The organism is Inhella sp. (assembly GCF_041912635.1).
Classification (GTDB): Bacteria; Pseudomonadota; Gammaproteobacteria; order Burkholderiales; family Burkholderiaceae_C; genus Inhella.
Map to the genome: position 1 here is coordinate 19,666 of NZ_JAYRMO010000039.1, position 23,347 is coordinate 43,012.

The window sequence follows — 23,347 nt, forward strand, 5'->3', positions numbered from 1 at the left end:
CCCCAGCGCCGCCGCCGCAGTCGGTCGAGGGCGGGCTCGCATCAAGGGCTAAGGAACTGCGCGCGCAGTCGCGCCAGCTCGCCACCTCGCTGCAGGACCTTCAGGTCCTCGTTAACCAACGCGTGCAGCAGCGCACCCTCGGGGCGGGTGCGGGTGAACATCAGGTGGAAGACGCTGGGCTTGCGCTCAGGCAATGGGGCCACGCCAAAGCTCCGCGCGTCGCGAAAAGCTTCCAAGCCGAGCAGCGCGCGGCCCTGGAGCACGTTCTCGTTGACCAGCACGAGATCGACGCGTTGCAGACGCAGCATTTCCAGCAGGGCTTCGTAGCTGCGCACCCTCGTCATGCCGCGCAGATTGACGTCCTCCATCTGCGAGTAGCTGTACCCCTTCAGCCCGCCAACCCGCCAGTGCTGCAAATCCTGCTGTCTTTTCAGGCCCAGACCGTTGGGGTGTTGCTGCCGGCTCCACACGTAGAGCAACCGTGTCTCGTACAAGGGCGCCGAAACCAGGAACTCCCGGTCGCGTTCGGGGGTGCGGATGGCGTTCAGCAGGCCCAGACTCTCGCCCTGGCGCACCTGCAACTGGCAGCGTGCCCAGGGGAGCATCTCGAAGCGGAGCTGCAGTCCGTGGCGGCTGGCGATCAGGCGCAGCAGCTCCACCGTGAAGCCGGTCAACTCGCCCACCGGTTGGCCCGCGGCATCGCGCCGGTACTGGGTATAGGGAGGCCATTCGTTGGCGTCGTCGCAGAGCGCCAGTTCGGTCGGCAGCTCGGGCGCGGCCACCGCGGGCCTGGCGGCAAGCAGAAGGCTGGCGATCAGAGGCCACAGCAGGCGACGCATGCCTCCCAGTGTGCCCCTGCACGGCCGCATTGCGGACATCAGCGGCCGCCCCAGCGCTGGCGCAGATCGTCCGCTGCCGGCACGGCCGCCAGCGCGGCCAGCAGCAGGGCCAGCGGCAAGGTGGAGCGGTAGCCGAAAGCCTTGAAACCATAGGCCCCGGCCAGGCCGCCGCCCAGAAAGCAGGCCAGCAGGCTGGCCAGCACGGCCATGCGGGCGCGGTCAGCCAGCACCGGGGCCTGCTCCGTCTCCGCGCGATTCCAGTACACCAGCTTGCCCAGCTCGATGCCCAGGTCGGTGACGATGCCCGTCATGTGCGTGGTGCGGATGACGGCGTTCGAGAGCTTGGTGATCACGGCGTTCTGCAGACCCATGATGAAGCACAGCAGCACCACGGTGGCAGGCACCAGCAGGCCTTCCCAATGCGCCAATTGCGAGCCCAGCAGGCCGAAGGCCAGGATCAGCGCGGCTTCCAGCAGCAGGGGCAGCGCGTACTCGCTGTGCAGGCGCCGCCGCCGCGCGTAGTTCACCAGCAGCGCGCACACCATGGCGCCGAACAAGAACGCCAGCACGCCGACGATGCCGTCCAGCACCAGGTCGAAGCGGCCGAGCACGAACTGATCGGCCACCGAGGAGACGGTGCCAGTGACATGCGAGGTGTACTGCTGCACGGCCAGAAAGCCGCCGGCGTTCATGGCGCCGGCCACGAAGGCCAGCGTGAGCCCGAGCCGGCGGTTGCCTTGCAGCGTGCGCGCCGGGCCGGTGAGCTGGCGCGCGAAGTGAAGCGGCAAGCCTGAGCCTCAGCGCAGCTTGAAGGAGCTGACCAGCTCGACGAGCTGGCCGGCCTGCTGGCGCAGGCTCTCGGCCGCGGCGGCGGACTGTTCGACCAGCGCCGCGTTGGCCTGCGTCACCTGGTCCAGCTCGACGACCGACTGGCTGACGCTGGCGATGCCGGCGTTCTGCTCGGCCGAGGCATGGGAGACCTCGCCGATCAGGCTGCTGACCTTCTGCACGCGCTCGACGATCTGCTGCATCGACTGTCCGGCCTCGTGCGCCTGGCGGCTGCCCGACTCGACCTTCTCGACCGATTGCTCGATCAGGGTCTTGATCTCGCGCGCCGCCGTGGCACTGCGCTGCGCCAGCGCACGCACCTCGCCGGCCACCACGGCGAAGCCGCGCCCGGCCTCGCCGGCGCGCGCCGCCTCCACGGCCGCGTTCAGGGCCAGGATGTTGGTCTGGAAGGCGATCGAGTCGATCAGACCGACGATGTCGGCGATGCGGCGCGAGCTCTCGCTGATGCCCTGCATGGTGTCCACCACGCGCGCCACCACCTCGCCACCGGCGCTGGCGGCGCTGCTGGCGGTGCCCGAGAGCGTGTTGGCCTCGCGCGAGGTCTCGGCGTTCTGGCGCACGGTGGTGGAGAGCTCCTCCATCGCCGAGGCGGTGCGCTGCAGATTGCTGGCCTGCGCCTCGGTGCGCTGCGAGAGATCGGTGTTACCGCTGGCGATCTCGCTCGAACCGGTGGCGATCGAATCGGCCACGCCACGCACGCGCGCCACGATGGACGAGAGGTTCTGGTTCATGGTCTGCAGCGCCTGCATCAGCTTGGCCAGCTCATTACGGCCCTGGGCGTCCACATCGGCCGTCAGGTCCCCGGCGGCCACGCGCTCGGCCACCTTGACCGCTTCGTTCAGCGGCCGGGTGATGGAGACCACCAGCCAGCGCCCGTACAGGCCCACGGCGGCGAAGGCGAAGCTGACGCCGACGATGACCACCCAGATCATGGTGCGCCAGCGCCACTGCGCTTCCTCGTGCGCGCCGCGCACGTCGTCCACGAGTTGCTGGCTGGTCTCGGCAATGCGGCCGCGCAGGGCCTTGAACTGCTCGGCCAGCGGGCCCTCGGAGTGGGCACGGGCCTTCTCGCCGTCGTCGGCTTTCAGCGCCGCCAGCAGCGGCTCCAGGCCGCTCTTCTGGAAGCTGGTGTAGGCCTGGCTCAGGGCCTCGTCGGCGGCCTTGAGCTTGGCCGGCTTGGGCTGGGCCTGGTAGGTCTTGAGGCCACTGTCGAGCTTGCCGATCTGCGCCTCCAGTGCCGCCATGGCGTTGAGCTGCGTCAGTGCGGCGTCCACGGCCAGCCGGGTGTCCATCAGCTGGGCCTCGATGCGGCCGAGCTGCGCGATCGGCAGCGCGCGTTGTTCGTAGATGGCGCCCGCCGCGGCCGTGCCCTGCTGGGTGCCGTACAGGCCGACTGCGGAGCCGACCAGGATCACCACCACGAAGCCGGCGATCACCGACCAGAGCCGCGCGCGAATGCTGAGGTCCCGCATGCCTGTTCTCCTCCTGAATGCAGCCGGGGGACTGTAACGGCCACCCCCTGCAGGCGCGGGGGCGCTCCGGTGCGGCTTGACCGACATCAAGGCCCACCCGTGCGGAACTTCCGCCGCGGAGGCGGTCAGGCTTGGGCTTGGCCCCGCCGGGAGACTGCGCCTTGCCCTAAGCTGCGCCCGCCCATGCAGATCCTTCGCTTGTTTCGCTGGCGCGCGGCGCTGGCCCTGTGCTTCGCCCTGGCGGCGGGGTGCGCCCGGGCGGCCGACCCTCCGGTGCAGGTTTGCTTCGACGAGGCCGACCACACCCCCTATCTGTACCGCGATGCCCAGGGCCGCTGGCAGGGCGCCACGCTGGCGCTCACGCGCGCGGCGCTGGATCGCGCCGGCCTGGCCGTGCAGTGGCGGCCCATGCCCTGGCCGCGCTGCCTGCGCGAGGTCCAGGAGGTGGCGCAGCGCGGCGAGATCGAGCTGCTGATCTACGGCAGCCGCAACCAGGACCGCGAGCGCCACTTCCTGTTCACCCAGCCGCTGCACCGCATCACCGGCGGCGTCTGGTACTCGCGCCGCAGCTATCCGCAGGGCCCGCAGCTGGAGCGCCTGGAGGATCTGGGGCAGTACCGTCTGTGCGGCATCCATGGCTACAACTACGGCTGGCTGAGCGAGCGCGGCGTGAGCGGCGTGGACAGCGGCGCGCTTTCGCTCAAGGCGGTGCTGGACAAACTGGCGCGCGGGCGTTGCGAGCTGGTGCTGTCCTCGCGCGAGCCGGTGCGCGGGGCCGCCCAGCTCGGTTTCGTCAGCCTGTCCGAGGACTTCGAGTTCCTGCCCTACCCGGGGCGTGAGCCCGTCAGCCAGCACCTGCTGGTGGGGCGCGGCTCCCCGCGCGCGGCGGAGCTGCTGCGCCGTCTGGACCAGGCCCTGAGCGAGCTGCACGCCAGCGGTGCCGCGCAGAAGCTCTACAAGCCCTTCCTGCCGGACGGCACCGGGCTGCCCTAAGCTGCAGCTTCCCAAGGGCACGGCGGGGCGTGCAGCGGAGGAGTTCATGCCCGATACCGATTCATACGAGGCCACCGAGCCCGATGCGCTGGGCGAGGCGCACATCGGGCCAGAAGGCTTCAGCTGGCCCACGCCGCCCTTCGCCGCCTACCCGGCGCCGCAGCCACAGGAACAGGCCGAACCCGTCGAGATCATCGCCATCAATGGCGCGCGCAGCGTCGGGCAGTTGCTGCGCCTGCTGCCCGGCCCGCGTCAGGTGCTGCTGCGCCTGCCCAGCACGCCGCAGGCCCTGCAGGTGGATTGGGATGAGTTACTCAGCCTGCGCCTGCTGCGCCCACTGCGCGTGCCGCCGGCCTTGCCGCTGCGCGTCGGCGGCGAGGACGAAGCCGAGAGCGACTTCGACCGCCGCCCACGCCACGGGTACCGACTGCGCCTGCGCGGCGGCCAGGTCTTGCAGGGCCAGACCATTGGCCATCTGGAAGACGAGCTCGGGCTGTTCCTGTTCCTGCCCCTGAGCCCTGAGGACGATTCGGTGCACCGGCTGTTCGTGCCGCGCGAGGCCATCGAGCACTGGGACTATGGCCGCCGCATCGCCGAGCTGCCGCTGGATGGCGGTGGGCTGGGTGTGCAACCCCTTCCCCGTGGCGTGGACAGCAGCCGGGCGGACGGTCCGATCGTCAGCCCCGAACAGCTGCTGCAAGCGCTTGAGTCGCAGTCGCGCATGCCCATCCTGCGCATCGGCGAGGCCCTGGTAGCCATGCATCTGATCAGCCAGCAGCAGCTGGAGGCGGCGCTGGAGCAGCAGAAGCACGAACGCGGCATGCCGCTGGGCCAGCTGCTGGTGCTGCGCGGCTGGGTGACGCGCGAGCAGCTGCAGTCCGCACTGGCGCGCAAGATGGGCTACCCCACGGTGGACGTGGCGCACTTTCCGGTCGAGTTGCTGGCCCTGCAGCGCCTGCCGCATGCGGTGGCGCGGCGCCTGGAGGTGCTGCCCCTGCTGCTGCGCGAAGGCCGGCTGATCGTGGCCATGGAAGACCCGACGCGGCGCGATGTGCTGGAGGAGATCGAGTTCGTCGGCCAGGCCAAGGTGGTGCCCACGCTGGCGCCGCTGGGCCAGCTGGGATTGGGCATCCGAGCCGCCTACGAGCGCATCGGCGCCATGCAGGGCAACCGGCGCGACGGCGAGCACCTCGACGCCCCGCGCACCGATCAGCTGGTCGAGACCCTGGAGCGCGAGGGCGGCCTGCGCGCCGAGCACGACGAGCGCCCGATCGAGCAGAGCGACAACAACCTCGTGCGCCTGATCAACAGCATGATCCTGGAGGCGCATGCGCGCGGTGTCTCCGACATCCACATCGAATGCCAGCCCGGGCGCGAGAAGGTGCGCATCCGCTTCCGGCGCGACGGCGTGCTGGCGCCCTATCTGGAGCTGCCGCACACCTACCGCCAGGCAGTGGTGGCGCGCATCAAGGTGATGTGCGACCTCGACATCTCCGAGCGCCGCAAGCCGCAGGACGGCAAGATCAATTTCGCCCGCTTCTCGCAGCGCCACCCGCTGGAGTTGCGCGTCGCCACCATCCCCACCACGCATGGGCTGGAGGACGTGGTGCTGCGCCTGCTGGCCAGCAGCAAGCCGTTGACGATGGACGAGCTGGGCATGGGGGCGCCGCAGCTGGCCGCGCTGCGCGAGGCCGTGGAGCGCCCGCACGGCATGGTGCTGTGCGTGGGCCCCACCGGCTCGGGCAAGACCACCACCCTGCACTCGGTGCTGGCCCACATCAACACTGCCGAGCGCAAGATCTGGACCGCCGAGGACCCGGTCGAGATCACCCAGCCGGGGCTGCGCCAGGTGCAGGTCAATCCCAAGATCGACTGGACCTTTGCGCGCGCGCTGCGCGCCTTCCTGCGCGCCGACCCCGACGTCATCATGGTCGGCGAGATCCGCGACCAGGAGACCGCTGAGATCGCCATCGAGGCCTCACTCACCGGGCATCTGGTGCTCAGCACCCTGCACACCAATAGCGCCGCCGAAACCGTGGGCCGCCTGCTCGACATGGGCTGCGACCCCTTCAACTTCGCCGACTCGCTGATCGCCGTGCTGGCGCAGCGCCTGGTGCGGCGCCTCTGCCCCAGCTGCGTGCGCCACCGCCCGCTCGAAGCCCATGAGCGCGAGGCCCTGATGGATGACTACCTGCGCGTGCTGCCGCCCAAGCAGCGCCCGCAGCGCGTCGAGCTGCTGAGCAGCTGGCAGACCCAGTACGGCCTCAAGGGCGTGCTGCAGCACTACGAGGCGCCCGGCTGCCCGGATTGCGAGCACAGCGGCCTGCGCGGCCGCGCCGGCCTGCACGAGCTGCTGATGGTGAGCTCCGGCCTGCGCCAGCTCATCCAGTCCGGCGCCCGCGCCGAGGAAATTCAGCGCCAGGCCCTGATGGAGGGCATGCACACCCTGCGCCAGGACGGCATCCTCAAGGTGCTGCAGGGCGTCAGCTCACTGGCCGAGGTGCGGGCGAATACCGCTCACTGAGCGAGCAGCTCCGCCACCCGCTGCTGCAGGCCCTGCGGGCTGACCTGGGCCGCCGGCACGGGCTCGCCCACCACCACCTCCACGCGGCTGAACAGGCCGCGGCGGAACGGCCGCACCATCGCCTTGCCCTGCTCCACGCGGCTGAAGAAGCTGCCCCACAGATTCTTCAGCGCCATCGGGATCACCGGCACCGGGTCGGCCTCGAGGATCTTCATCACGCCGCCCTTGAAGGTCTGCAGCGTGCCGTCGCGGGTGATGCCGCCTTCCGGAAAAATCGCCAGCAGCTCGCCGTCGCGCAGCACGGCGCCGGCCTGCTCGAACGCGCGTGCATAGGTGGCCGGGTCTTCCTTCTGCGGCGCGATCGGGATCGCCTTGGCCAGCTTGAACATCCAGCCCAGCACCGGGATCTTGAAGATGCGGTGGTCCATCACGAAGCGCAGCGGGCGCGGGCTCACGGCCATCAGCAGCACCGCGTCGATGAAGCTGACGTGGTTGCACACCAGCAGCGCCGCGCCCTCGGTGGGGATGTGCTCGGCGCCCTGCAGCTTCAGGCGATAGAAGGTGTGCGAGAGCACGAAGGCGATGAAGCGCAGCAGGTACTCGGGCACCACCAGGAAGATGTAGCTGCCCACCACCGCGTTCAGCAGGCCGATGCTCAGAAACAGCTCGGGCACCGTGAAGCCCGCGCCCAGCAGCAGGCCGGCGCTCACGCTGGCCGCGATCATGAAGAGCGCGTTCAGGATGTTGTTGGCGGCAATGATGCGGGCGCGGTGCGTGGCCTGGGCGCGCAGCTGGATCAGCGCGTACATCGGCACGCTGTACAGGCCCGCGCACAGGGCCAGCAGGGCCAAGTCCAGCATCACGCGCAGATGGCCCGGGGCGGCCACGAAGCTGGCCAGGGTGTGGGCCGGGCCGCTGTGGGGGCTCAGGGTGGTGCAGGCGAAGTACAGGTCCACCGCGAACACCGTCATGCCCAGCGCGCCCAGCGGCACCAGGCCGATTTCCACCATGCGCCGGCTCAGCATCTCGCAGGCCAGCGAGCCGATGGCGATGCCGACTGAGAACACCGCCAGTAGCAGCGAGGCCACGTTGGGGTCGCCCTGCAGCACGTTCTTCGCAAAGGCCGGAAAGTTGCCCAGGAACACCGCGCCGACGAACCACATCCAGGAAATGCCCAGCAGCGAGCGGAACACCGCCAGCTGCTGGCGTGCCAGCTGCAAGTTGAACCAGGTCTCGCTGACCGGATTCCAGTTGATGCGCAGGTTCGGGTCGCTGGCCGGCGTGGGCGGCAGGGCCTGGGCGGTGAGTCGCCCGGCCAGCGCCAGGCCCAGGCAGGCCCAGGCCACGTAATGCGGGCCCACGCCGGGCATGGCGATCAGGATGCCGCCGACGATGTTGCCGATCAGGATGGAGACGAAGGTGCCCATCTCCACCATGCCGTTGCCGCCCGTCAGCTCATTGGGCGCCAGATGCTGCGGCAGGTAGGCGTACTTCACCGGGCCGAACAGGGTGCTGTGCAGGCCGAGCAGGAAGATGCAGGCCAGCAGCGCCGGCACCGTGCCGGTGTAGAGACCCCAGGCCGCCAGCGCCATGATGGCGACTTCGAGCGACTTGATGCCCCGCATCAGCGCGCGCTTGTCGAACTTGTCGGCCAGCTGGCCCGAGGTGGCGCTGAAGAGCACGAAGGGCAGGATGAACACCGCCCCGATCACCAGCCCGGCCTGCGCCGGCGGCATCCAGCTGATGGAGAGCTGGTAGGTCACCAGCACCGTGAACGCAAACTTGAACAGGTTGTCGTTCGCGGCGCCCAGGAACTGGGTCCAGAAGAAGGGCGCGAAGCGGCGCTGGGCCATCAGGGCGAACTGGCTGGAATGGGATGCGCTCAACTGAGGTCTCCTGCAGAGTGGGCGGGATGCTAGGGCCTGCAACCCCCCAAGCGTCGCTTCAGGGGCCGTGTATCGGTGCGCACGCCAGGTGGTAGCGTGGCACGACACCTCGGAAGCGCCGCCTCTGCGTGCGGCTCAGCAACATGGGCAACCTTCTCTCATCGATGCGTGCGATCGCGCTGCTGCTGTTCGCTGGCGCTGGTGCAACCGCGGCGCCGCTGCACAAGTGCGTGCTGAATGGCAGCGTCACCTTCCAACAAAGCCCTTGCCCGTCCGGGCAGACCGGCCAGCGCCCTACGGTCGAGAAACTCAATGCCGAGCGCAGGCTGCAGCGGCCTGCCGTTGCCGCTTCCGCTGCCGGGGCTTCGGCTGCGCCGGCCACCAAGCCGGAGCCAACTGTTGCGGGCTTTCGTTGTGATGGCCGGCAACACTGCAGCCAGATGAAGTCCTGCGCTGAAGCCAAGTACTTTCTGGCCAACTGCCCGGGCGTGAAGATGGACGGCGACAGGGATGGGGTGCCCTGCGAAGAGCAGTGGTGCGGCCGCTGAAGCCGGGGCCGAGCGGTGGGCGAACCGGCGCGGGCTGCGGCCCTCAGGTCCACCAATACCGCACAAAGTGAAAGAACACCGGCGCCGCGAAGGCCACCGAGTCCAGGCGGTCCAGCAGGCCGCCATGGCCTTCAATCAGCTGGCCCCAATCCTTGACCCCGGCGCCGCGCTTGATGGCCGACATCACCAGCCCGCCCAGAAAACCCATCACGCAGATGGTGAACGCCAGGGCCGCCGCTTGCAGCGGGCTGAAGGGGGTGATGGGGTGCAGGGCCGCGCCCAGCAGCGTGGCGCTGGCCACGCCGCCGAGCAGGCCCTCCACCGTCTTGGAAGGTGAGAGCTGCGGCGCCACCGGCGTGCGGCCCAGCAGCTTGCCCCAGATGTACTGCAGCACATCGCTGCCCTGCGCCACCAGCAGCAGGAAGGCGACCAGCTGCAGGCCGTTGCCGCTCCAGCCGGGGATGGCCAGGGTCTGCAGCGCCGGCACGTGCGAGAGGCAGTAGACGCAGGCCATCAGCCCCCATTGGGCGCAGGCGCAGCGGGCCAGGAAGTTGCGCGTGTCGCCGCATTGCGTGGCCAGGATGGGCAGCACCAGGAAGGCGTAGACGGGGATGAAGATCGCGTACAGGCCATACCAGCCGATCGCGATCAGCCCATATTGCACCGGCAGGAACAGCCAGGCCATGTAGTGCAGCAGGCGCCGGTCCGGCAGCTCGGCCACGCGCGCGTACTCGCGCAGCGCCAGGGCGGATATGGCGGCGAACAGCAGCAGCAGGCCGAAGCGCTCGAACCAGAAGCTGAAGGCCAGCACGCCCACCATCACCCACCAGGCGTTGATGCGGGCATTGAGGTTGTCGATCACCGCATGCGGGCGGCCGCTGGCCACGCGCCACTTGATGAGCCAGGCGGAGCCAGAGGCCAGGCACAGGGTCAGCGCCAGGCCGGTGAAGAGCTGTTGGCTGAATGCGGACAGGGCCATCAAATACCCCCTTGGGCGCAGGCGATCAGAAGCGCGGTGTGCAGGGCCAGCAGGTAAAGCGCGCGGCGGCGCAGCCGCGCCAGCCCGTGCAGGCGTTCGGGCAGGCCCCGGGCGTGCGCGCGGGCCGGGCGCAGGCGCCAGCGTTGCAGGCTGTCGTCAAAGGCCTGCATGGCCTGCGACAGATCGGCGGCGCGCAGCCAACGGCGCAGCACCCAGGCGTCCAGGCCCAGGCGCAGCACGAGGCCGCTCAGGGCCAGCGCGCTGGCCAGCAGCAGGGCCTGGGCGGGCCGCCCCAGCTGGGGCAGCAGCAGCAAGCCCAGCAGCAGCGCACAGGCCAGCAACAGCAGCTCGATGCGCAGGCCGCGCATCGTCTGTTTCAGGGCTTGCTGGGGCTGCGGCTTCACGCGGCCACCCGGCGCGCCAAGGCCACCGTGAAGATGCCCCACTCGTCCACGCGCTGGTCCAGCTTCTCGAAGCCGGCCTCGCGCACCAACTGGTCCATCTCGGCCTGGCTGCGCCGGCGCATCACCCAGGCCTGGCCCTGGCGGTGGCTGGTGAGCGCGCGCGCGATCAGCTCCAGCTGCGGGTGCCAGGGCTGGCCGGTGTAGACCAAATAGCCCCCCGGCGGCACCGCCTGCGCGATGCCCTGCAGCGAACGGCCGACCTGCTCATTGCTGGGGAAGAGTTCGTACAGGCCCGAGACCACCGCCAGATTGGGGCGCGGCTGCGCCTGCGCCAGGCTGGCGGGGTCGAAGGCATCGGCCTGCTCGAAGCGCGCGATGTCCTGCAGGCCGCGGGCGCGGATCAGCTCGGTGCCTGCCTGCACGTTCAGCGCCGAGTAGTCGCGCAGCAGGATGGCCTCGGGGCGCTGTTGTGGGTTCAGCGCATCCAACACATAGCGGCCATGACCGGCGGCCACGTCGAGCAGGCGCACGCCCTCGCCCTGACCTTGCAGGCGCGCCATCGCCTGGCGCAGCAGCTCTTCGACATGGCGCTTGCGCTGGCGGATGCCGCGCCAGCCGATCGAGTTCAGGTAGACGCGGTCGATCAGGCGGCCGAGCGCGCTGCGGCCCTGGGCCTGGTTGCGGTAGACGTAGTCGAGCGTGGAGCCGGAATCGAAGCCGGTGCGGCGGCCCAGGCGCAGGCCTTCGGACAGCCAGGCGCCCAGGCGCAGATTGGCGCGCACCAGCGCCCACCAGGCGCCGCGCGGGCTGGCCAGCGGCAGCGGCTGCGCCAGGGCCTGGGCCTCGGCATGGCTGGGGCCCTGGCGGTCGGCCAGGCGCAGGCAGGGCGGCTGCAAGGGGGCGGCAAAGCGGGCCAGCACGAAGCGGCGCACCTCGGCCAGCGCGCGCTCGCGCTCGCGTTCGCCCAGCAGGTCGTGGCGGAAGCCTTCGAGCACGCGCAGCTCCTTCACCGGGCTGCCCAGGCGCTCGAAGAAGCGGCGCTGCGGCTTCTCATGCACCACCCAGTCGCGCCCGGCCACCAGCAGCTGCGTGGGCACCTGGATGGCGGCGGCATCGGCCACCACGCGCTCGGCGGCCTCGTACAGGCCCAGCAGCATGCCCACGGCGATCGGGCGGGTGATCAGCGGGTCGGCCTGGTAGCTCGCCACGCGCTGCGGGTCCTGGCTCAGCTGGCCGGCCTGCACATAGCTGGTGACGAAGAACTCGCCGCGCAGCTTCTGCAGCAGGCGCAGGCCGGGGCGCGCGAAGGGCACGTAGAGCTTGACCTTGAAGGCCGGCGCGGCCAGCACCAGGCCGCGCAGCGGGGGCGCGTAGTCATGCACCCAGGTGGCGGCCAGCACGGCGCCCACCGACTGCGCCACCACCACCAGCTCGCTCGCCGACACGCCATGCGCCTGCTGCAGGTGCTGCACGAAGCCCTGCAGGTCGCGCACCGAACAGGCCACGCCCGGGCTGTAGCCGCGCACGCCGGGCGAGCGGCCATGGCCGCGGGCGTCCCAGGCGAACACGTCGAAGCCGGGCAGGTTCAGCTCGTCGGCCAGGTGCGCCATGCGGCCCGAATGCTCGTGGCCGCGGTGCAGCAGCAGCAGCGCCCCCTGGCGCGGCCCCTGCGCGGGCCAGTGCCGGTAGAACAGGCTCTGGCCGTCATGGGTCTGGAACTGGCCCTGTTGTTCGGGCCGGGTGGTGGGGTAGTCCATGGTCAAGCTCCCTTCAATGCAAGCCGTGGCGGACCCGGTTCACCGTGGTCCACGCCAGCAGGCCGCACAACAGCGGCATGACGCCGCCGATCCAGCCCGGCAGCTCCGGGCTCAGCGCAATCCAAAGTCCCAGGGCCCCGAGCACGAGCGCGCGGTCGCTCTTGCCCAGCGGGCCCTCATAGCGGCGCGCCGGGCCCAGCACGCCGGCGAATTCGCTCAGCAGGCCCAGGAAGATGAAGGCCGCGACCCACAGCGGGTCGAACGGCGCGACGAAGGCCAGTGGCAGGGCCAACGCGGCGTCGCTGAGCACATCGCCCAGCTCGTTCAGGTAGGCGCCCAGGCGGCTCTGCTGGCCGTGCTCGCGCGCCAACATGCCGTCCACCGCGTTCAGCGCCATGCGCAGCAGCAGCCAGAGGGGCAGCAGCGCAAAGGCGGCGCGCGGCAGCACGCACAGGGCCAGGCCGAGGACCACGGAAAGCAGGGCCGCCAGCACGGTGACCTGGTTGGCGGTGACACCGGCCGCGGCCAAATGGCGCACGGCGGGGCGCAACCCCCGCTGGAAGCGGGGTTTGAGGGCATAGAGCGTCATGGGGAGGGGTGCCGCTCAGCGGCGGCGTTTAGCGCACGTAAACAGGGGCGCCGCCGAAGCGGTTCTGTTGCAACCAGGCCAGCACCGCGTCGGCGCCGACGGTGTCGATGCGGCCGGCGAAGCGCTGGGCATTGGGGTGGTCGTCAAAGGCCACATTGGCGCGCGTCACGCGGGCGCCAAGCCGCGTCATTGCGTTGATGTGCAGCCGGCTGGGCTGGAAGCCCTTGAGCTTGAGCCAGGCCTGCGCCGTCTCGCGGTCGCGCACGCCGGGCTCGATGAGCGCAAAGGTTTCCAGCAGCCACTGGTTGCTCTGCTGGTAGCGCGTGCCCCAGGCGTAGCTGACCATGCTGTAGCGCGGCTGGTGCAGGCGCTGCACGGCGCGGTTGTCGCGCAGCAGCGGCGCCAGCTGTTCGGCGGCCTCGCCCTGCAAGGGCACGAACACGGCCTCGTAGCGGTGCGGGCTGTCCAGGAAGAACTCGCCCAGGCCCTGGCGGTACAGGCCGGCGCGCTCGCTGCCGCAGTCGTTGAGCTTGTGCACCACGCGCCAGGTGCCGGGCGACTGGGCAGTGGCCGGGCTGAGCCGGTAGGCAAAGCCCAGATGCGACCAGCGCAGGCCGTACGAACTCAGGTCCTGCCCGGCGCGGGCCAGCACCACCACCTCGGCGCCGCTGGCATCGAGCGCGCGGGCGGTGCGCTCGGCCAGTTCCAGGCCGCGTGTCACCCCCTCCACCTGCGGGGGCTGGGGCTCGCAGCTGCGGCCGGCCTGGGCAGTGCCGGCCAGCAGGGCCAGGGTCAGAACCAGGGCTCGCATGGGATTCAGCGCGTGATGGGCTCGTGGTGCAGCAGGGCCTCGCCGATGGCGCTGGGTACGAAGGCGATGGCCTGGCCGGCGGCCGAAAGCACATGGCCGGCGGACAGGGCGGTGACGGTGATGACCGTGCCGGCCGCCAGCAGCGAGGACTGCGCGATTTGGCCGCTGAAGCGGATGCTGGCACGCACGCCGTCGCTGGCGCGCTCCACCACCCAGACGGTGCCTTCGGCGCTGGCCTCGACGGCCTTCACCGTGAGCACCGCACCCCCCGAGATCAGCACCACCGGTGCTGCTACCGACACCGCCACCGGCAGGGCCGAGAGGGCACTGGCCTCGGACAGATCGCCATGCGCCTGGGCGGTGGGCAGCAGCAGGCAGAGGCTGGCGGCCAGGGCCAGCGGGCGCAGCAGGGTGGGCAGGGACTTCATTCGATTTCGCTCCGTGACAGGGGATGGCGGCGGATGCTGCGCGGCCGGGTGCCGGGGCGTCAACGCCGGCCTGCGCCCCGGCCGGCGCATGGCACCGACGGTATCGGCAGCCGCTACGCGCAGGGCGCAGCGCCACCGGAGCGGGGGGTGCTTCGTATCATCCCGGCCCCCCTTCCCCTGGTCCGGTGTATGGCCGACGACGACCCTCAGGACAGCCGCTACGCCGTGGGCTCCGGCCCGATCAATCGCCGCACCGCCGCACGCCGCTTGCAGGCGGCCGGCGTGGAACCCGACGGCGCGGGTGCGAACGAGGCCTTGCAGCGCCGCGCCCAGCAATTGCAGGCTCGCCACCGTGTGGGCACGCCGCTGGCAGTGCAGCTGCAACCGGTGGCGCGCGCCCCCATGCGCAAGCGCGTACTGGCGCTGGCGCTGGGGGGCAGCTCCGCCCTCAGTGCCAGCCTGTTTGCACAGGGGCCGGTGTCGCTCGGGTTGGCGCTGGGCATGGGTGCGCTGTGCCTGGGCGCTGCGCTGTGGCAATGGCAGCGCGCCCAGCGCAGCGCAGGGGCGGTGAACCTGCTGCCGCTGGTGCGGGCGGAGGTGCTGGAGGCCCTGGACGCGCAGCTGGAGCGCGCCGCGCCGGACCTGCCCGATGCGGTGCTGCAGGCGCTGCTGCCGCTCAAGCAGGGCCTGGCGCGCCTGCTGGAGCTGGCCCAGGACCCGCAGGCCCGCGCCAGCCTGGCCGGCGAAGACGCCTTCTACCCGGGTGCCTGTGCCGAGCGCTACCTGCCCGAGGCCTTGCAGACCTTTCTGCGCCTGCCCACCGCACAGCGCGCGTTGCAGGGGCCGGGCAGTCCCAGCCAGACCCTGGTGGCCCAGCTGGAGCTGATGCAGCAGACGCTCGCGCGCTTGGAAGCGCAGCTGGCCGCTGCCACCGCCGAGGCCCTGGAACGCCAGCGGCGCTTCCTGCAGGCCAAGGCCAGGACGTAAAAAAGCCGCGCCACCCTGGGGGCGGCGCGGCGGCGGGGGGGTGGGGCTGGACCGAATCAGGCCTGGCGGGCTTCGCCGTTGGCGCTGCCGCTGCCGCGTTCGGCGGCCCTCTCAGCCTTCTCGGCTGCGGCGGTGCGGGCCATCAGATCGGCCTCGTGGCGGTCGCGCAGCATCTTGGCCAGGGTGAAGGTGCTGCTGACCAGGAACAGCCAGCTCACCAGCAGATAGCTCTTCACCCAGCCGTCCACCGCCATGCGCCACAGGCCCCAGGCGGTGATGGAGAAGGCCGCGGCCAGCGCCACCCACACCAGCATCACCCAGCCCTGCGTGTCCACCTGGCCGTCGCGGTTGTCGCGTTCGGTCTTGGCCACGGCGAAGCAGGCGAACAGCGAGAAGAACAGGCCGATGGCCAGGAAGCCGCGGTCCACATCCGTGCCAGGGATGTTCAGCACGCCGTAGCCGCAGGCCATCACGGCCAGGATGAAGGCCGTCCAGACTTGGGTCTGCCAGGCCTTGGTGTCGCGTTGCATCACGTAGCGGGTCGCCATCTGTCTCTCCTTGGTGCGTAGTGCCTCTGTGTTGAGGGCGGCGAAGTATCTACGCGGCACAGTGCACCTCGGGGCAGGGGTTTCGGGGTCTCGCGCATCGGGCCGCGCGGTATCGCCTTGCGCCCCCTTACCCGGTTTGTCTCTCCGCACCTTCCCGGGGGACGCTGCCGCAGCACAGGCGTACAACAACCTGTCACGATCAGGTGGCCGGCCGCCGGGCGGGCCTTCCAAGAACCTGGCGCGGGCACGCCCGCAGCCGGCAAGCGATGAGGCCCTAGACCATGCGTGGAACCGTCCTGCCCCTGGTATTGCTCTGTCTGCTGGCGGCACGCCCCGCAGCCCACGCGGCCGACAGCCCGCCTTTGCAGGTGCAGCGCTTCGAGGTGCAGGGCAACACCCTGCTGGCCCCCGAACGCATCCAGGCGCGCTTGGCGCCCTTCCAAGGCAGCGGCAGCGTGACCCGCTTGCGCGAGGCGGCGGCGGCGCTGCAGGCGCTCTACCGCGAGGCCGGTTACGGCGGCGTGGTGGCCTTCGTGCCCGAGCAGACCCTGAGCGGCGGCGTGGTGCAGTTGCGGGTGGTGGAGGGGCAGCTCAGCGCCGTCGAGGTGCGCGGTGTGCCGGCCGTGCAGCACGAGGCGGTGCGCGCGCGCCTGCCCGCGCTGCAGATCGGCCGCACGCCCGAGGTGCGCCGGCTGGACGCGCAGATCCAACTCGCCAACGAAAACCCCGCCCACCAGACCCAGGTGCTGCTGCAGCCCGGCGTGCAACCCGGCCAGGTGGAAGCGGTGCTGACCGTGCAGCAGCAGCCGCCCAGCCGCTGGCACGCGCGGCTGGACAACAGCGGCGGCGAGCGCACCGGCCGCTGGCGCGCCGCGCTGGGCTGGCAGCACGCCAACTTCGCCGGCGGCGACCGCGTGCTCAGCACCGAGTTCCAGACCGCGCCCGAGGAGCCCTCGGCCGTCAAGGTCTTCAGCGCCGGCCTGCGCCAGCCCTTCTATGCCAGCCTGCTGGCGCTGGATGCCTACGGCGCCTGGTCCGACGTGGACGGCGGCACCAGCCAGACGGCCGCGGGCGACCTGGCCTTCTCGGGCCGCGGCCGCGTGATGGGCCTGCGCCTGAGCCGCTACCTGGAGCGCGCCGGCAATGTGGACCAGCGCCTGCAAGTGGCGCTGGAACAGCGCCACTACCTGAACGACTGTTCGATCGCCGGCCTGCCCCCTGGCGCCTGCGGCGCGGCCGGCGCCAGCGTGCGCCTGCAGCCGCTCAGCCTGGGCTACACCGCGCAGGCGGTGGAGCGCATCCGCTGGGGTCTGCACGCCAGCCTGCAAACCAATCTGGCCCTGGGCGGGGGTGACAGCAGCCAGGCCGCCTTCGAGGCCATCCGCCCCGACGCCAAGCGCCGCTACAGCCTGCTGCGCTTCGGCAGCAGCCTGGGCCTGCCGCTGGACGACTGGGGCAGCCTGGAGCTGCAGCTGAACGGTCAGCTCAGCCCCGACGCCCTGGTGCCCGCCGAGGCCTTCGGCCTGGGCGGCCAGTTCAGCGTGCGCGGCTACGAGGAACGCGAGCTGAATGGCGACTCCGGCCTGCAGGCCAGTCTGGAGTGGTGGAGCCCGAACTGGGGGGCGCGCTTCAGCGAACGCTGGCGCCTGCAGGGCATCGTGTTTGCGGACCTGGGCTGGGCGCGCAACCGCGGCAGCACCCCCTGCGTGAACACGCGCCGCAACTGCGAGCTGGCCAGCCTGGGTGCGGGCCTGCGCCTGGGCCAGGGCGACACCCAGCTGCGCCTGGACGTGGGCGTGGCGCTGAAGGACGCGCTGCAGACCCGCCGCGACGGCGTCCGCGCGCACTTCAGCTTGCAAACCCGCTTCTGAGACTGGGAGACCGCCATGAACCGCTTTCCCACACTGCGCCCCCTGGCCCGCGCGCTCATCGCGCTGTGCTGCACGCCCGCCTTGGCCGCCACCCTGCCCGCCGGTTTGCAGGTGCAGCAAGGCCAGGCGCAGCTGCAGCAGCAGGGCAACCAGCTGACCGTGCGCAACAGCCCGAACGCCATCCTGAACTGGCAGAGCTTCTCGATCGGTGCCGGCGCCGGCGTGTACTTCGAGCAGGCCAACGCCAGCTCCAAGGTGCTGAACCGCGTGGTCGGCAGCGACCCCTCGCAGATCCTCGGCAGCCTGGGTTCGAACGGCCAGGTGTGGCTGCTGAACCCGCAGGGCGTGCTGTTCGGCGCCGGGGCACGCGTGGATGTGGCCGGCCTGGTCACCTCGACCCTGAACCTGAGCGACGCCGACTTCATCAGCGGCCGCTACCGCTTCAGCGCCGAGCAGGGCGCCAGCGTGCGCAATGAGGGCCAGCTGCGCGGCAGCCTGGGTGGGCAGATCGTGCTGCTCGGCGGCCGGGTGGAGAACGCCGGAACCATCGAGGCCGGCCAGGTGCAGCTGGCCGCGGCGCGCCAGGTGGAGCTGGTGGACAGCGGTGCGCCCAACCTGGCCGTGCGCGTGGACGTGGCGGCGGGCGAGGTGCTGAACCTCGGGCACCTGAGCGCCCCCGGTGGCCGCATCGACGTGCACGCCGCCAGCGTCAACCAGCAGGGTCTGGTGCAGGCCGATTCGCTCGGCACCGACGCGCAGGGTCGCATCGTGCTGCAGGCCAGCCAGCGGCTCAGCCTGGGCGCGGGCAGCGTCACTGCCGCCGCCGGCGGCGAGATCCAGCTGCTGGGCCAGGAAGTGGCCCTGCTCGATGGCTCCCGGGCGGACACCTCGGCAGCGGCCGGCGGCGGGCGCATCTACGTGGGCGGCGGGGCCGGCGGCCGCGATGCGGCGCTGCCCAACGCCCGCGCCGTCTACATGGCCCCGCAGGCCGAACTGCGCGCCGACGCCACGCAGGCGGGTGATGGCGGTTCGATCTGGCTGTGGAGCAACGAGGCCACGCGCGCCTACGGTCACTTCAGCGCCCAGGGCGGGCCGCAGGGCGGCAACGGCGGCTTCGTGGAGACCTCGGGCGGCTGGCTGGATGCGCGGCCCGCCGGCCTGAACCTGCGCGCGCCGCAGGGCCGCAACGGCCTGTGGCTGCTGGACCCGAACGACATCCGCATCAGCAGCAGCGGGCCGGACGTCAACATCAGCACCGGCCCCAACTTCAGCAGCACCGCCGATGGTTCGGTGCTCAGCGTGGCTACGCTGGCCGCGGCGCTGAACGCGGGCAACTCGGTGACCGTGGCGACGGCCACCGCAGGCGCCAACACCCAGGCCGGCAACATCCTGGCGGATTCGATTGCGCTGTCCGTCAACCCGCCCAGCCCCGTCAGCCTGACGCTGGACGCGCATGCCGACATCCTGATCAGCAACAGCAGCCTGGTCAGCACCGGCGCCGCCTTGACGCTGAACTTCGACGCCACCACCGGCATCCACCTCGACCATGTGACCGTCAACGCCGCCGGCGGCGACCTGATCTTCGGCAGCTCGCGCGACATCTGCACTGCGCTGCAGGGCTGCCAGACCATGATCTCCACCCTGGCCCAGCCGGGCGGCTTTGCTGGCCTGCGCATCGATGCCTCCACGCTCGACGCCGGTCGCATCTTTGGCGGCGGCAGTGCGCTTGGCTCCACCACCGCCACGCGCATCGCCGACAGCACGCTGCGCGCGCGCGACATCGGGCTGAACGCACGCTCCGAAGGCGCAGCGGCCATCGAGATGGCGCAAAACGTGGTGCTGGAGGCCAGCCACCGGCTGCTGGTGGACGGCCGTACCGACAGCGGCGCCAATGGCGTGGCCGTCGGGCCGGGCAGCACGCTTTCGGTGGTGGACCCGACGGCGGCGGCCGACTCGCTGCTGCACCTGCAGGGCTTCAACCTCTCCACCAGCGGCGGCAATGGCCTGCTGCTGATCGGCGGCCAAGGCGGCAGCGCCACGCAGACTCTGATTCGGGTGCAGGGCGCGGAGCTGAAGCTCGAAGGCCAAACCAACACCCAGGGCAGCAGCATCGGCGTCGGCCTGTACGGCTTTGGCGATTTCGGCAGCCGCGGCCTGCAGATCGACGCGCGCCAGGCGCGGCCGGGCGCCACCGTCACGCTCAGCGGCACCAACAACCGCGGCATCACCGACGGTCATAGCTACCTCTTCACCCATGTGGCCATCGCCGGGCCGGACGACCCCGGCGGCAAGCTCGAACTGCTGGGCATCGGCGGGCGCAACACCGGGCTGGTGGGCTCGCTGCTGTCCGATGTCGACATCAGCACCAAGGCGCCCTTCGAGGCCCTGAGCGACGGCTTCTATTTCAACCAGGTCAAGCTGCAGGGTGGCGGCGACATCAGCCTGCGCACACGCACCGGCATTGGCGATCCGGCCGGTGCGATGGTCTATCTGCTCGACAGCGAACTCAGCACCACGGGCAGCAGCGCCACGATCCGCATGGAGGGCAGCGATGGCGGCGCCGTGCGCGGTGGTGGCCAGGGCGCGGGCATCGACTTCGGCACCAGCCAGCTGCTGGCTTCGGGCAGTGCGAGCCGCATCCAGCTGCATGGACGCGGCGGCAGCCTGGGGAGCGCCGACGGCATTTCGATGCAGGGCAGTGAGCTCAAGGCGGCCAGCATCAGCCTGACCGGCCTGGGCGAGGGCGGCGATGGGCTGCGCATCCGCTCCAGCACGCTGGACAGCATCGATCTGCAGTTGAACGGGCGGGTGTCCGACACCCAGCTGCTTCGCAACAACGCCGGCATCCGTATCGCCGAGGGCAGCACGCTGCAGTTCGGACTTGGGGGTAGCGTCAGTCTGACGGGCGACAACATCGGCATCTTCAACAGCCAGGTGAAGGGGGCGCCGGCCAGCTTCAGTCTGCAGGCCGACCGCTCGATTGCGGTGCGCTTCAGCGATCTGGACTTCTCGCAAGGCCCGGGCACCCGGGTCACGTTCACGTCGGACGCGGACAGCGACCTGAGTGGCCGCGTGCGCGTCGATTTCGGCAGCCTGATGACAGGGGGCGGCGATCTGACCATCACCGGCGGCACCGGCGCGGCCGTGGGCCTGCCATCTTTCGATGCCAACAACAACCCCGTTCAGGGCAATGCCGTGGTGTTCGAAGGCGCGACGGGTGTGCTCTTGCAGGGCGTCAACATCCAGGCCGGCACGGGTACGGTCAAGTTGCGGGGGCGCGGCGAGTCCCTGGTGGCCCCGGCGGCTGACAGCACGGGTAGCTGGGGCATCAATGTCATGGGCGGCGTCGAGACATCCATTGCCGCGGGCCGCATCGAACTGTTCGGCGATGGCGGCGCCAAAGGTTGGGGCCTGCTGGTCAGCGGCTCACCCGACATCAGCCAGGGCGCGGCCGGCACCGCGCTGAACCTGCGCGCCACCGATATCGAGGTGCTGGTGAATGGCGTGGGCCTTGAGCTCGACCGCTACACCGGCGGTTTGCAGGCCAACGGCCTGATGCCCAAGCCCGCCCTGGAGCTGGCGGATACCAACAGCATCTGGCAAGCCAGCAACAGCCTCAAGATCACGGCCCCGCAGGGCGGCATCCTGCTGCACGGCGCGCAGCTCAGCGCCGCCAGCATGGAACTCAATGCCTCGGCCACGCTCAGCCTGGATCGCGCCACGCTCAGCGCCAGCCAGGGCGCCATCAGCCTGCGTGCCGGCACCACGCAGGGTGGCGAGCTCAAGGTGGTCGACAGCAGCGTCAGCGCCGCCACCCAGCTCAGCCTGTACGGCGAGGCCGCCATCATCCACAACGAGCTCAGCGGCGTGCGCATGGGGGGCGGCGCGCTGCTGCAGGCCCCGCAGGTGCAGATCACCGGCATCGCCATGGGCAACACCGCCGGTGTGAACCTGCTCGGCCTGGGCGGTCGCATCCTGGCCGGCAACACCCTCAGCATCAGCGGCAGCCACAAGCTGGCCAGCGACGACCACGATGGCTTTTCGCTGAACGGCAATTGGCTGCTGCAGGCGGGGGACACCGTCAGCATCCGCAGCGAGCGCAATATGGCCTTCCCGGACGAGCGCGCGCAGGACCCGCGCGTCGTAGCCGGCAAGCTGGTGGACATCCAGTTGCTGAACGTGCTGCCCGTGCACGCCGATGAGCTCGACGACCTGTCGAGCTTCGGCGCCGTGCTGGCCGGCATGCCTGCCAGCGCGCTGACCCGGATCACGCTGACCGGCACCCCTGTCACCCTGCGCACCAGCGCCAGCCTGCCCAGCCGCATCGAAGTGCGCATCGACGACCTGACCCTGGCCCCCGGTGCCGCCCTGCGCTCCACCGCCCCCGGCGACGCCATCACCCTGCTCGGCGCCGACGGCAGCAGCCCCCTGCAGCGCTTCAGCAACGAGGCCGGCGCCAACGCCCTGCAGACCCCGAACGGCCGCTGGCTGGTCTTCATGGACCAGGGCAGCACCGGCAGCCTGGGCGCTTTGAGCCCCAGCTTCACCCAGTACAGCCTCAGCCCTGCGGCCTTCAGCCGCGACGCCGGCGGCAGCCTGCTCGTTAGCGCCACCGGCAGCGGCGCCTTCTACCGGTCCGGCCCGCCCAGCAGCAGCGCCAGCGTGGCCCCCGCCGCGGTGGACAACCAGGTGGCCCTGGGCACGGCGCTGACGCAAAGCACCCCCACCGTGCAGCTTTCCACCCCCGGCGAGGGCCGCACGCTCGACGCCCTGCCCGGTGTGGCCCAGGGCAGCGGCGGCGCCAGCTTCACGCCCATCAACAGCAGCCAGATGTCGCGCGCCGAGCTCATCACCCTGCTGGCCGCGCGCGACAACTACAAGAAGAAGGTCTTCGCCGACGCCCTGCACCGCCTGCAGCTGGACCCGGCCCTGGCCGATGTGCGTCCCTGCACCAGCGAGCCCGAACTGGCCAGCGGCCAGTGCCTGATCACCGAGGCGCTGAAGGCGCAGATCCAGGCCGCGCGCCTGGCCAGCGCGGCGCCCCAGGCGGCCCCCGCCGGCAAGACCCAGACCGGGCTGGAGCGCCTGCGCCGCGCCCAGGCGCGCAAGGTGCGCGAGGCCGCGCTGCCCAATATCGCGCGCAAGGTGGCGCTGCTGATCGGCGTCAACGACTACCAGGACGACCGAGTGCCCGACCTGAGCGGCGCGCTGACCGATGTGCGCGCCGTCCAGCAGCTGCTGGAGGACCAGCTCGGCTACGACACCGTGACGCTGGAAGACGCCAGCAAGGAAGCCATGGTGCGCGCGCTCAACCAGCTGGCGCTGGAGACCGATGGCAACGACTCGGTGCTCATCTACTACGCCGGCCACGGCGTCGTCGAGCCCGGCACCAACATGGGCTACTGGCTGCCCGCCGACAGCCGCGCCGACCAGCCGCAGAGCTGGCTCAGCAATGCCGACATCGCCCGCCTGGTGGGCCTGATCGGTGCGCGCCAGGCCCTGCTGGTCTCGGACAGCTGCTACTCCGGCACCCTGGCCGGCAGCGAGAAGGTGCAGGTGGACCGCAGCGCCGCCCCTGACAGCCTGCTCAGCCGCAAAGCCGTGGTGGTGCTGTCCTCCGGCGGCAACGAGCCCGTGGCCGACACCGGGCGCGACGGCCACTCCGTGTTCGCCTGGCATCTGATGGAGCGCCTCAAGCAGCTCAGCGCCTGGCAGATCGGCAACCAACTCTACGAGCGCATCCGCTTCGAGGTGGCGCGCGAGTTCCCGCAGACGCCGCGCTACGGCGCCGCCCGCGCGGCAGGGCACCAAGACAACACCGATTACCTGTTCGAGAAGCGCTCCCTGGAGAAATAGATACTG

At 70.9% G+C, this 23,347-nt stretch carries 17 protein-coding genes; 6 read left to right on the plus strand and 11 right to left on the minus strand.

The features are described from left to right. Positions 1-41: 41 nt before the first annotated feature. The 3 genes from ACE3QP_RS19030 to ACE3QP_RS19040 are packed head-to-tail and all read right to left on the minus strand — an operon-like array spanning position 42 to position 3,160. Positions 42-839 (minus strand): substrate-binding periplasmic protein, encoded by a 798-nt coding sequence (locus tag ACE3QP_RS19030; RefSeq protein WP_374438247.1) that lies wholly within the window; start codon positions 837-839, stop codon positions 42-44. A 38-nt stretch (positions 840-877) separates the two neighbouring features. Then, the gene (locus tag ACE3QP_RS19035; protein ID WP_374438249.1) at positions 878-1,627 is read right to left on the minus strand and encodes a YoaK family protein; all 750 of its coding nucleotides are present in this window, start codon (positions 1,625-1,627) and stop codon (positions 878-880) included. Between the two features lie 9 nt (positions 1,628-1,636). Beyond that, complete coding sequence (locus ACE3QP_RS19040; RefSeq protein WP_374438251.1) at positions 1,637-3,160, minus strand: methyl-accepting chemotaxis protein; 1,524 nt, start codon at positions 3,158-3,160, stop codon at positions 1,637-1,639. Positions 3,161-3,343: 183 nt separating this feature from the next. Here ACE3QP_RS19040 and ACE3QP_RS19045 point away from each other — a divergent pair, with 183 nt between their 5' ends. After that, positions 3,344-4,153, plus strand: a complete 810-nt coding sequence (locus tag ACE3QP_RS19045) for a substrate-binding periplasmic protein (protein ID WP_374438253.1) — start codon at positions 3,344-3,346, stop codon at positions 4,151-4,153. A 46-nt stretch (positions 4,154-4,199) separates the two neighbouring features. Next, positions 4,200-6,677, plus strand: coding sequence for a GspE/PulE family protein (locus tag ACE3QP_RS19050; RefSeq protein ID WP_374438255.1), 2,478 nt, complete (start codon positions 4,200-4,202; stop codon positions 6,675-6,677). On the opposite strand, the gene ACE3QP_RS19055 is transcribed toward ACE3QP_RS19050, so the two are convergent. Further along, complete coding sequence (locus tag ACE3QP_RS19055) at positions 6,671-8,530, minus strand: MFS transporter (protein WP_374438287.1); 1,860 nt, start codon at positions 8,528-8,530, stop codon at positions 6,671-6,673. The genes ACE3QP_RS19050 and ACE3QP_RS19055 overlap by 7 nt on opposite strands. 176 nt (positions 8,531-8,706) lie before the next feature. On the opposite strand from ACE3QP_RS19055, the gene ACE3QP_RS19060 reads away from it, so the two are divergent. Next, on the plus strand, positions 8,707-9,111 hold the full coding sequence (locus ACE3QP_RS19060; protein ID WP_374438257.1) for an excalibur calcium-binding domain-containing protein: 405 nt from the start codon (positions 8,707-8,709) through the stop codon (positions 9,109-9,111). A 43-nt stretch (positions 9,112-9,154) separates the two neighbouring features. Here the strand turns inward: ACE3QP_RS19060 and ACE3QP_RS19065 are convergent, their stop codons facing one another. The 6 genes from ACE3QP_RS19065 to ACE3QP_RS19090 are packed head-to-tail and all read right to left on the minus strand — an operon-like array spanning position 9,155 to position 14,079. Further along, positions 9,155-10,090, minus strand: a complete 936-nt coding sequence (locus tag ACE3QP_RS19065) for a phosphatidate cytidylyltransferase (RefSeq protein WP_374438258.1) — start codon at positions 10,088-10,090, stop codon at positions 9,155-9,157. After that, positions 10,090-10,494, minus strand: a complete 405-nt coding sequence (locus ACE3QP_RS19070) for a hypothetical protein (RefSeq protein ID WP_374438260.1) — start codon at positions 10,492-10,494, stop codon at positions 10,090-10,092. The genes ACE3QP_RS19065 and ACE3QP_RS19070 overlap by 1 nt, the downstream gene beginning before the upstream one ends. Beyond that, positions 10,491-12,251 carry a bifunctional alpha/beta hydrolase/class I SAM-dependent methyltransferase gene (locus tag ACE3QP_RS19075; protein WP_374438262.1) on the minus strand — a complete coding sequence of 587 codons (1,761 nt, stop codon included), beginning with the start codon at positions 12,249-12,251 and terminating at the stop codon, positions 10,491-10,493. Before ACE3QP_RS19075 ends, ACE3QP_RS19070 begins: the two co-directional genes overlap by 4 nt. Positions 12,252-12,264: 13 nt before the next feature. Continuing rightward, a complete protein-coding gene (locus ACE3QP_RS19080) occupies positions 12,265-12,840 on the minus strand; it encodes a CDP-alcohol phosphatidyltransferase family protein (protein WP_374438264.1) in 576 nt (191 codons plus the stop codon). 28 nt (positions 12,841-12,868) lie between these two features. Further along, positions 12,869-13,651 carry a DUF2145 domain-containing protein gene (locus ACE3QP_RS19085; protein ID WP_374438266.1) on the minus strand — a complete coding sequence of 261 codons (783 nt, stop codon included), beginning with the start codon at positions 13,649-13,651 and terminating at the stop codon, positions 12,869-12,871. 5 nt (positions 13,652-13,656) lie between these two features. Further along, on the minus strand, positions 13,657-14,079 hold the full coding sequence (locus ACE3QP_RS19090; RefSeq protein ID WP_374438268.1) for a hypothetical protein: 423 nt from the start codon (positions 14,077-14,079) through the stop codon (positions 13,657-13,659). A gap of 189 nt (positions 14,080-14,268) precedes the next feature. Between ACE3QP_RS19090 and ACE3QP_RS19095 the strand changes: the two genes are divergently transcribed. Beyond that, positions 14,269-15,066 carry a hypothetical protein gene (locus ACE3QP_RS19095; RefSeq protein ID WP_374438270.1) on the plus strand — a complete coding sequence of 266 codons (798 nt, stop codon included), beginning with the start codon at positions 14,269-14,271 and terminating at the stop codon, positions 15,064-15,066. A gap of 56 nt (positions 15,067-15,122) precedes the next feature. Here ACE3QP_RS19095 and ACE3QP_RS19100 read toward each other — a convergent pair whose 3' ends face one another. Beyond that, the gene (locus tag ACE3QP_RS19100; RefSeq protein WP_374438272.1) at positions 15,123-15,614 is read right to left on the minus strand and encodes a YiaA/YiaB family inner membrane protein; all 492 of its coding nucleotides are present in this window, start codon (positions 15,612-15,614) and stop codon (positions 15,123-15,125) included. A 281-nt stretch (positions 15,615-15,895) separates the two neighbouring features. Here ACE3QP_RS19100 and ACE3QP_RS19105 point away from each other — a divergent pair, with 281 nt between their 5' ends. Next, a complete protein-coding gene (locus ACE3QP_RS19105) occupies positions 15,896-17,485 on the plus strand; it encodes a ShlB/FhaC/HecB family hemolysin secretion/activation protein (RefSeq protein WP_374438274.1) in 1,590 nt (529 codons plus the stop codon). 15 nt (positions 17,486-17,500) lie between these two features. Beyond that, entirely contained in the window at positions 17,501-23,341 is a 5,841-nt protein-coding gene (locus ACE3QP_RS19110; protein WP_374438276.1) for a caspase family protein, read from the plus strand. Positions 23,342-23,347 lie beyond the last annotated feature (6 nt).

Excerpts from the sequence above, each read along its gene's own strand:
- ACE3QP_RS19030 (WP_374438247.1), bottom strand. The coding sequence starts at position 839 with ATGCGTCGCCTGCTGTGGCCTCTGATCGCCAGCCTTCTGCTTGCCGCC.
- ACE3QP_RS19040 (WP_374438251.1), bottom strand. The coding sequence starts at position 3,160 with ATGCGGGACCTCAGCATTCGCGCGCGGCTCTGGTCGGTGATCGCCGGC.
- ACE3QP_RS19045 (WP_374438253.1), top strand. The coding sequence starts at position 3,344 with ATGCAGATCCTTCGCTTGTTTCGCTGGCGCGCGGCGCTGGCCCTGTGC.
- ACE3QP_RS19050 (WP_374438255.1), top strand. The coding sequence starts at position 4,200 with ATGCCCGATACCGATTCATACGAGGCCACCGAGCCCGATGCGCTGGGC.
- ACE3QP_RS19055 (WP_374438287.1), bottom strand. The coding sequence starts at position 8,530 with ATGGCCCAGCGCCGCTTCGCGCCCTTCTTCTGGACCCAGTTCCTGGGC.
- ACE3QP_RS19060 (WP_374438257.1), top strand. The coding sequence starts at position 8,707 with ATGGGCAACCTTCTCTCATCGATGCGTGCGATCGCGCTGCTGCTGTTC.
- ACE3QP_RS19065 (WP_374438258.1), bottom strand. The coding sequence starts at position 10,090 with ATGGCCCTGTCCGCATTCAGCCAACAGCTCTTCACCGGCCTGGCGCTG.
- ACE3QP_RS19075 (WP_374438262.1), bottom strand. The coding sequence starts at position 12,251 with ATGGACTACCCCACCACCCGGCCCGAACAACAGGGCCAGTTCCAGACC.
- ACE3QP_RS19080 (WP_374438264.1), bottom strand. The coding sequence starts at position 12,840 with ATGACGCTCTATGCCCTCAAACCCCGCTTCCAGCGGGGGTTGCGCCCC.
- ACE3QP_RS19085 (WP_374438266.1), bottom strand. The coding sequence starts at position 13,651 with ATGCGAGCCCTGGTTCTGACCCTGGCCCTGCTGGCCGGCACTGCCCAG.
- ACE3QP_RS19090 (WP_374438268.1), bottom strand. The coding sequence starts at position 14,079 with ATGAAGTCCCTGCCCACCCTGCTGCGCCCGCTGGCCCTGGCCGCCAGC.
- ACE3QP_RS19095 (WP_374438270.1), top strand. The coding sequence starts at position 14,269 with ATGGCCGACGACGACCCTCAGGACAGCCGCTACGCCGTGGGCTCCGGC.
- ACE3QP_RS19100 (WP_374438272.1), bottom strand. The coding sequence starts at position 15,614 with ATGGCGACCCGCTACGTGATGCAACGCGACACCAAGGCCTGGCAGACC.
- ACE3QP_RS19105 (WP_374438274.1), top strand. The coding sequence starts at position 15,896 with ATGCGTGGAACCGTCCTGCCCCTGGTATTGCTCTGTCTGCTGGCGGCA.
- ACE3QP_RS19110 (WP_374438276.1), top strand. The coding sequence starts at position 17,501 with ATGAACCGCTTTCCCACACTGCGCCCCCTGGCCCGCGCGCTCATCGCG.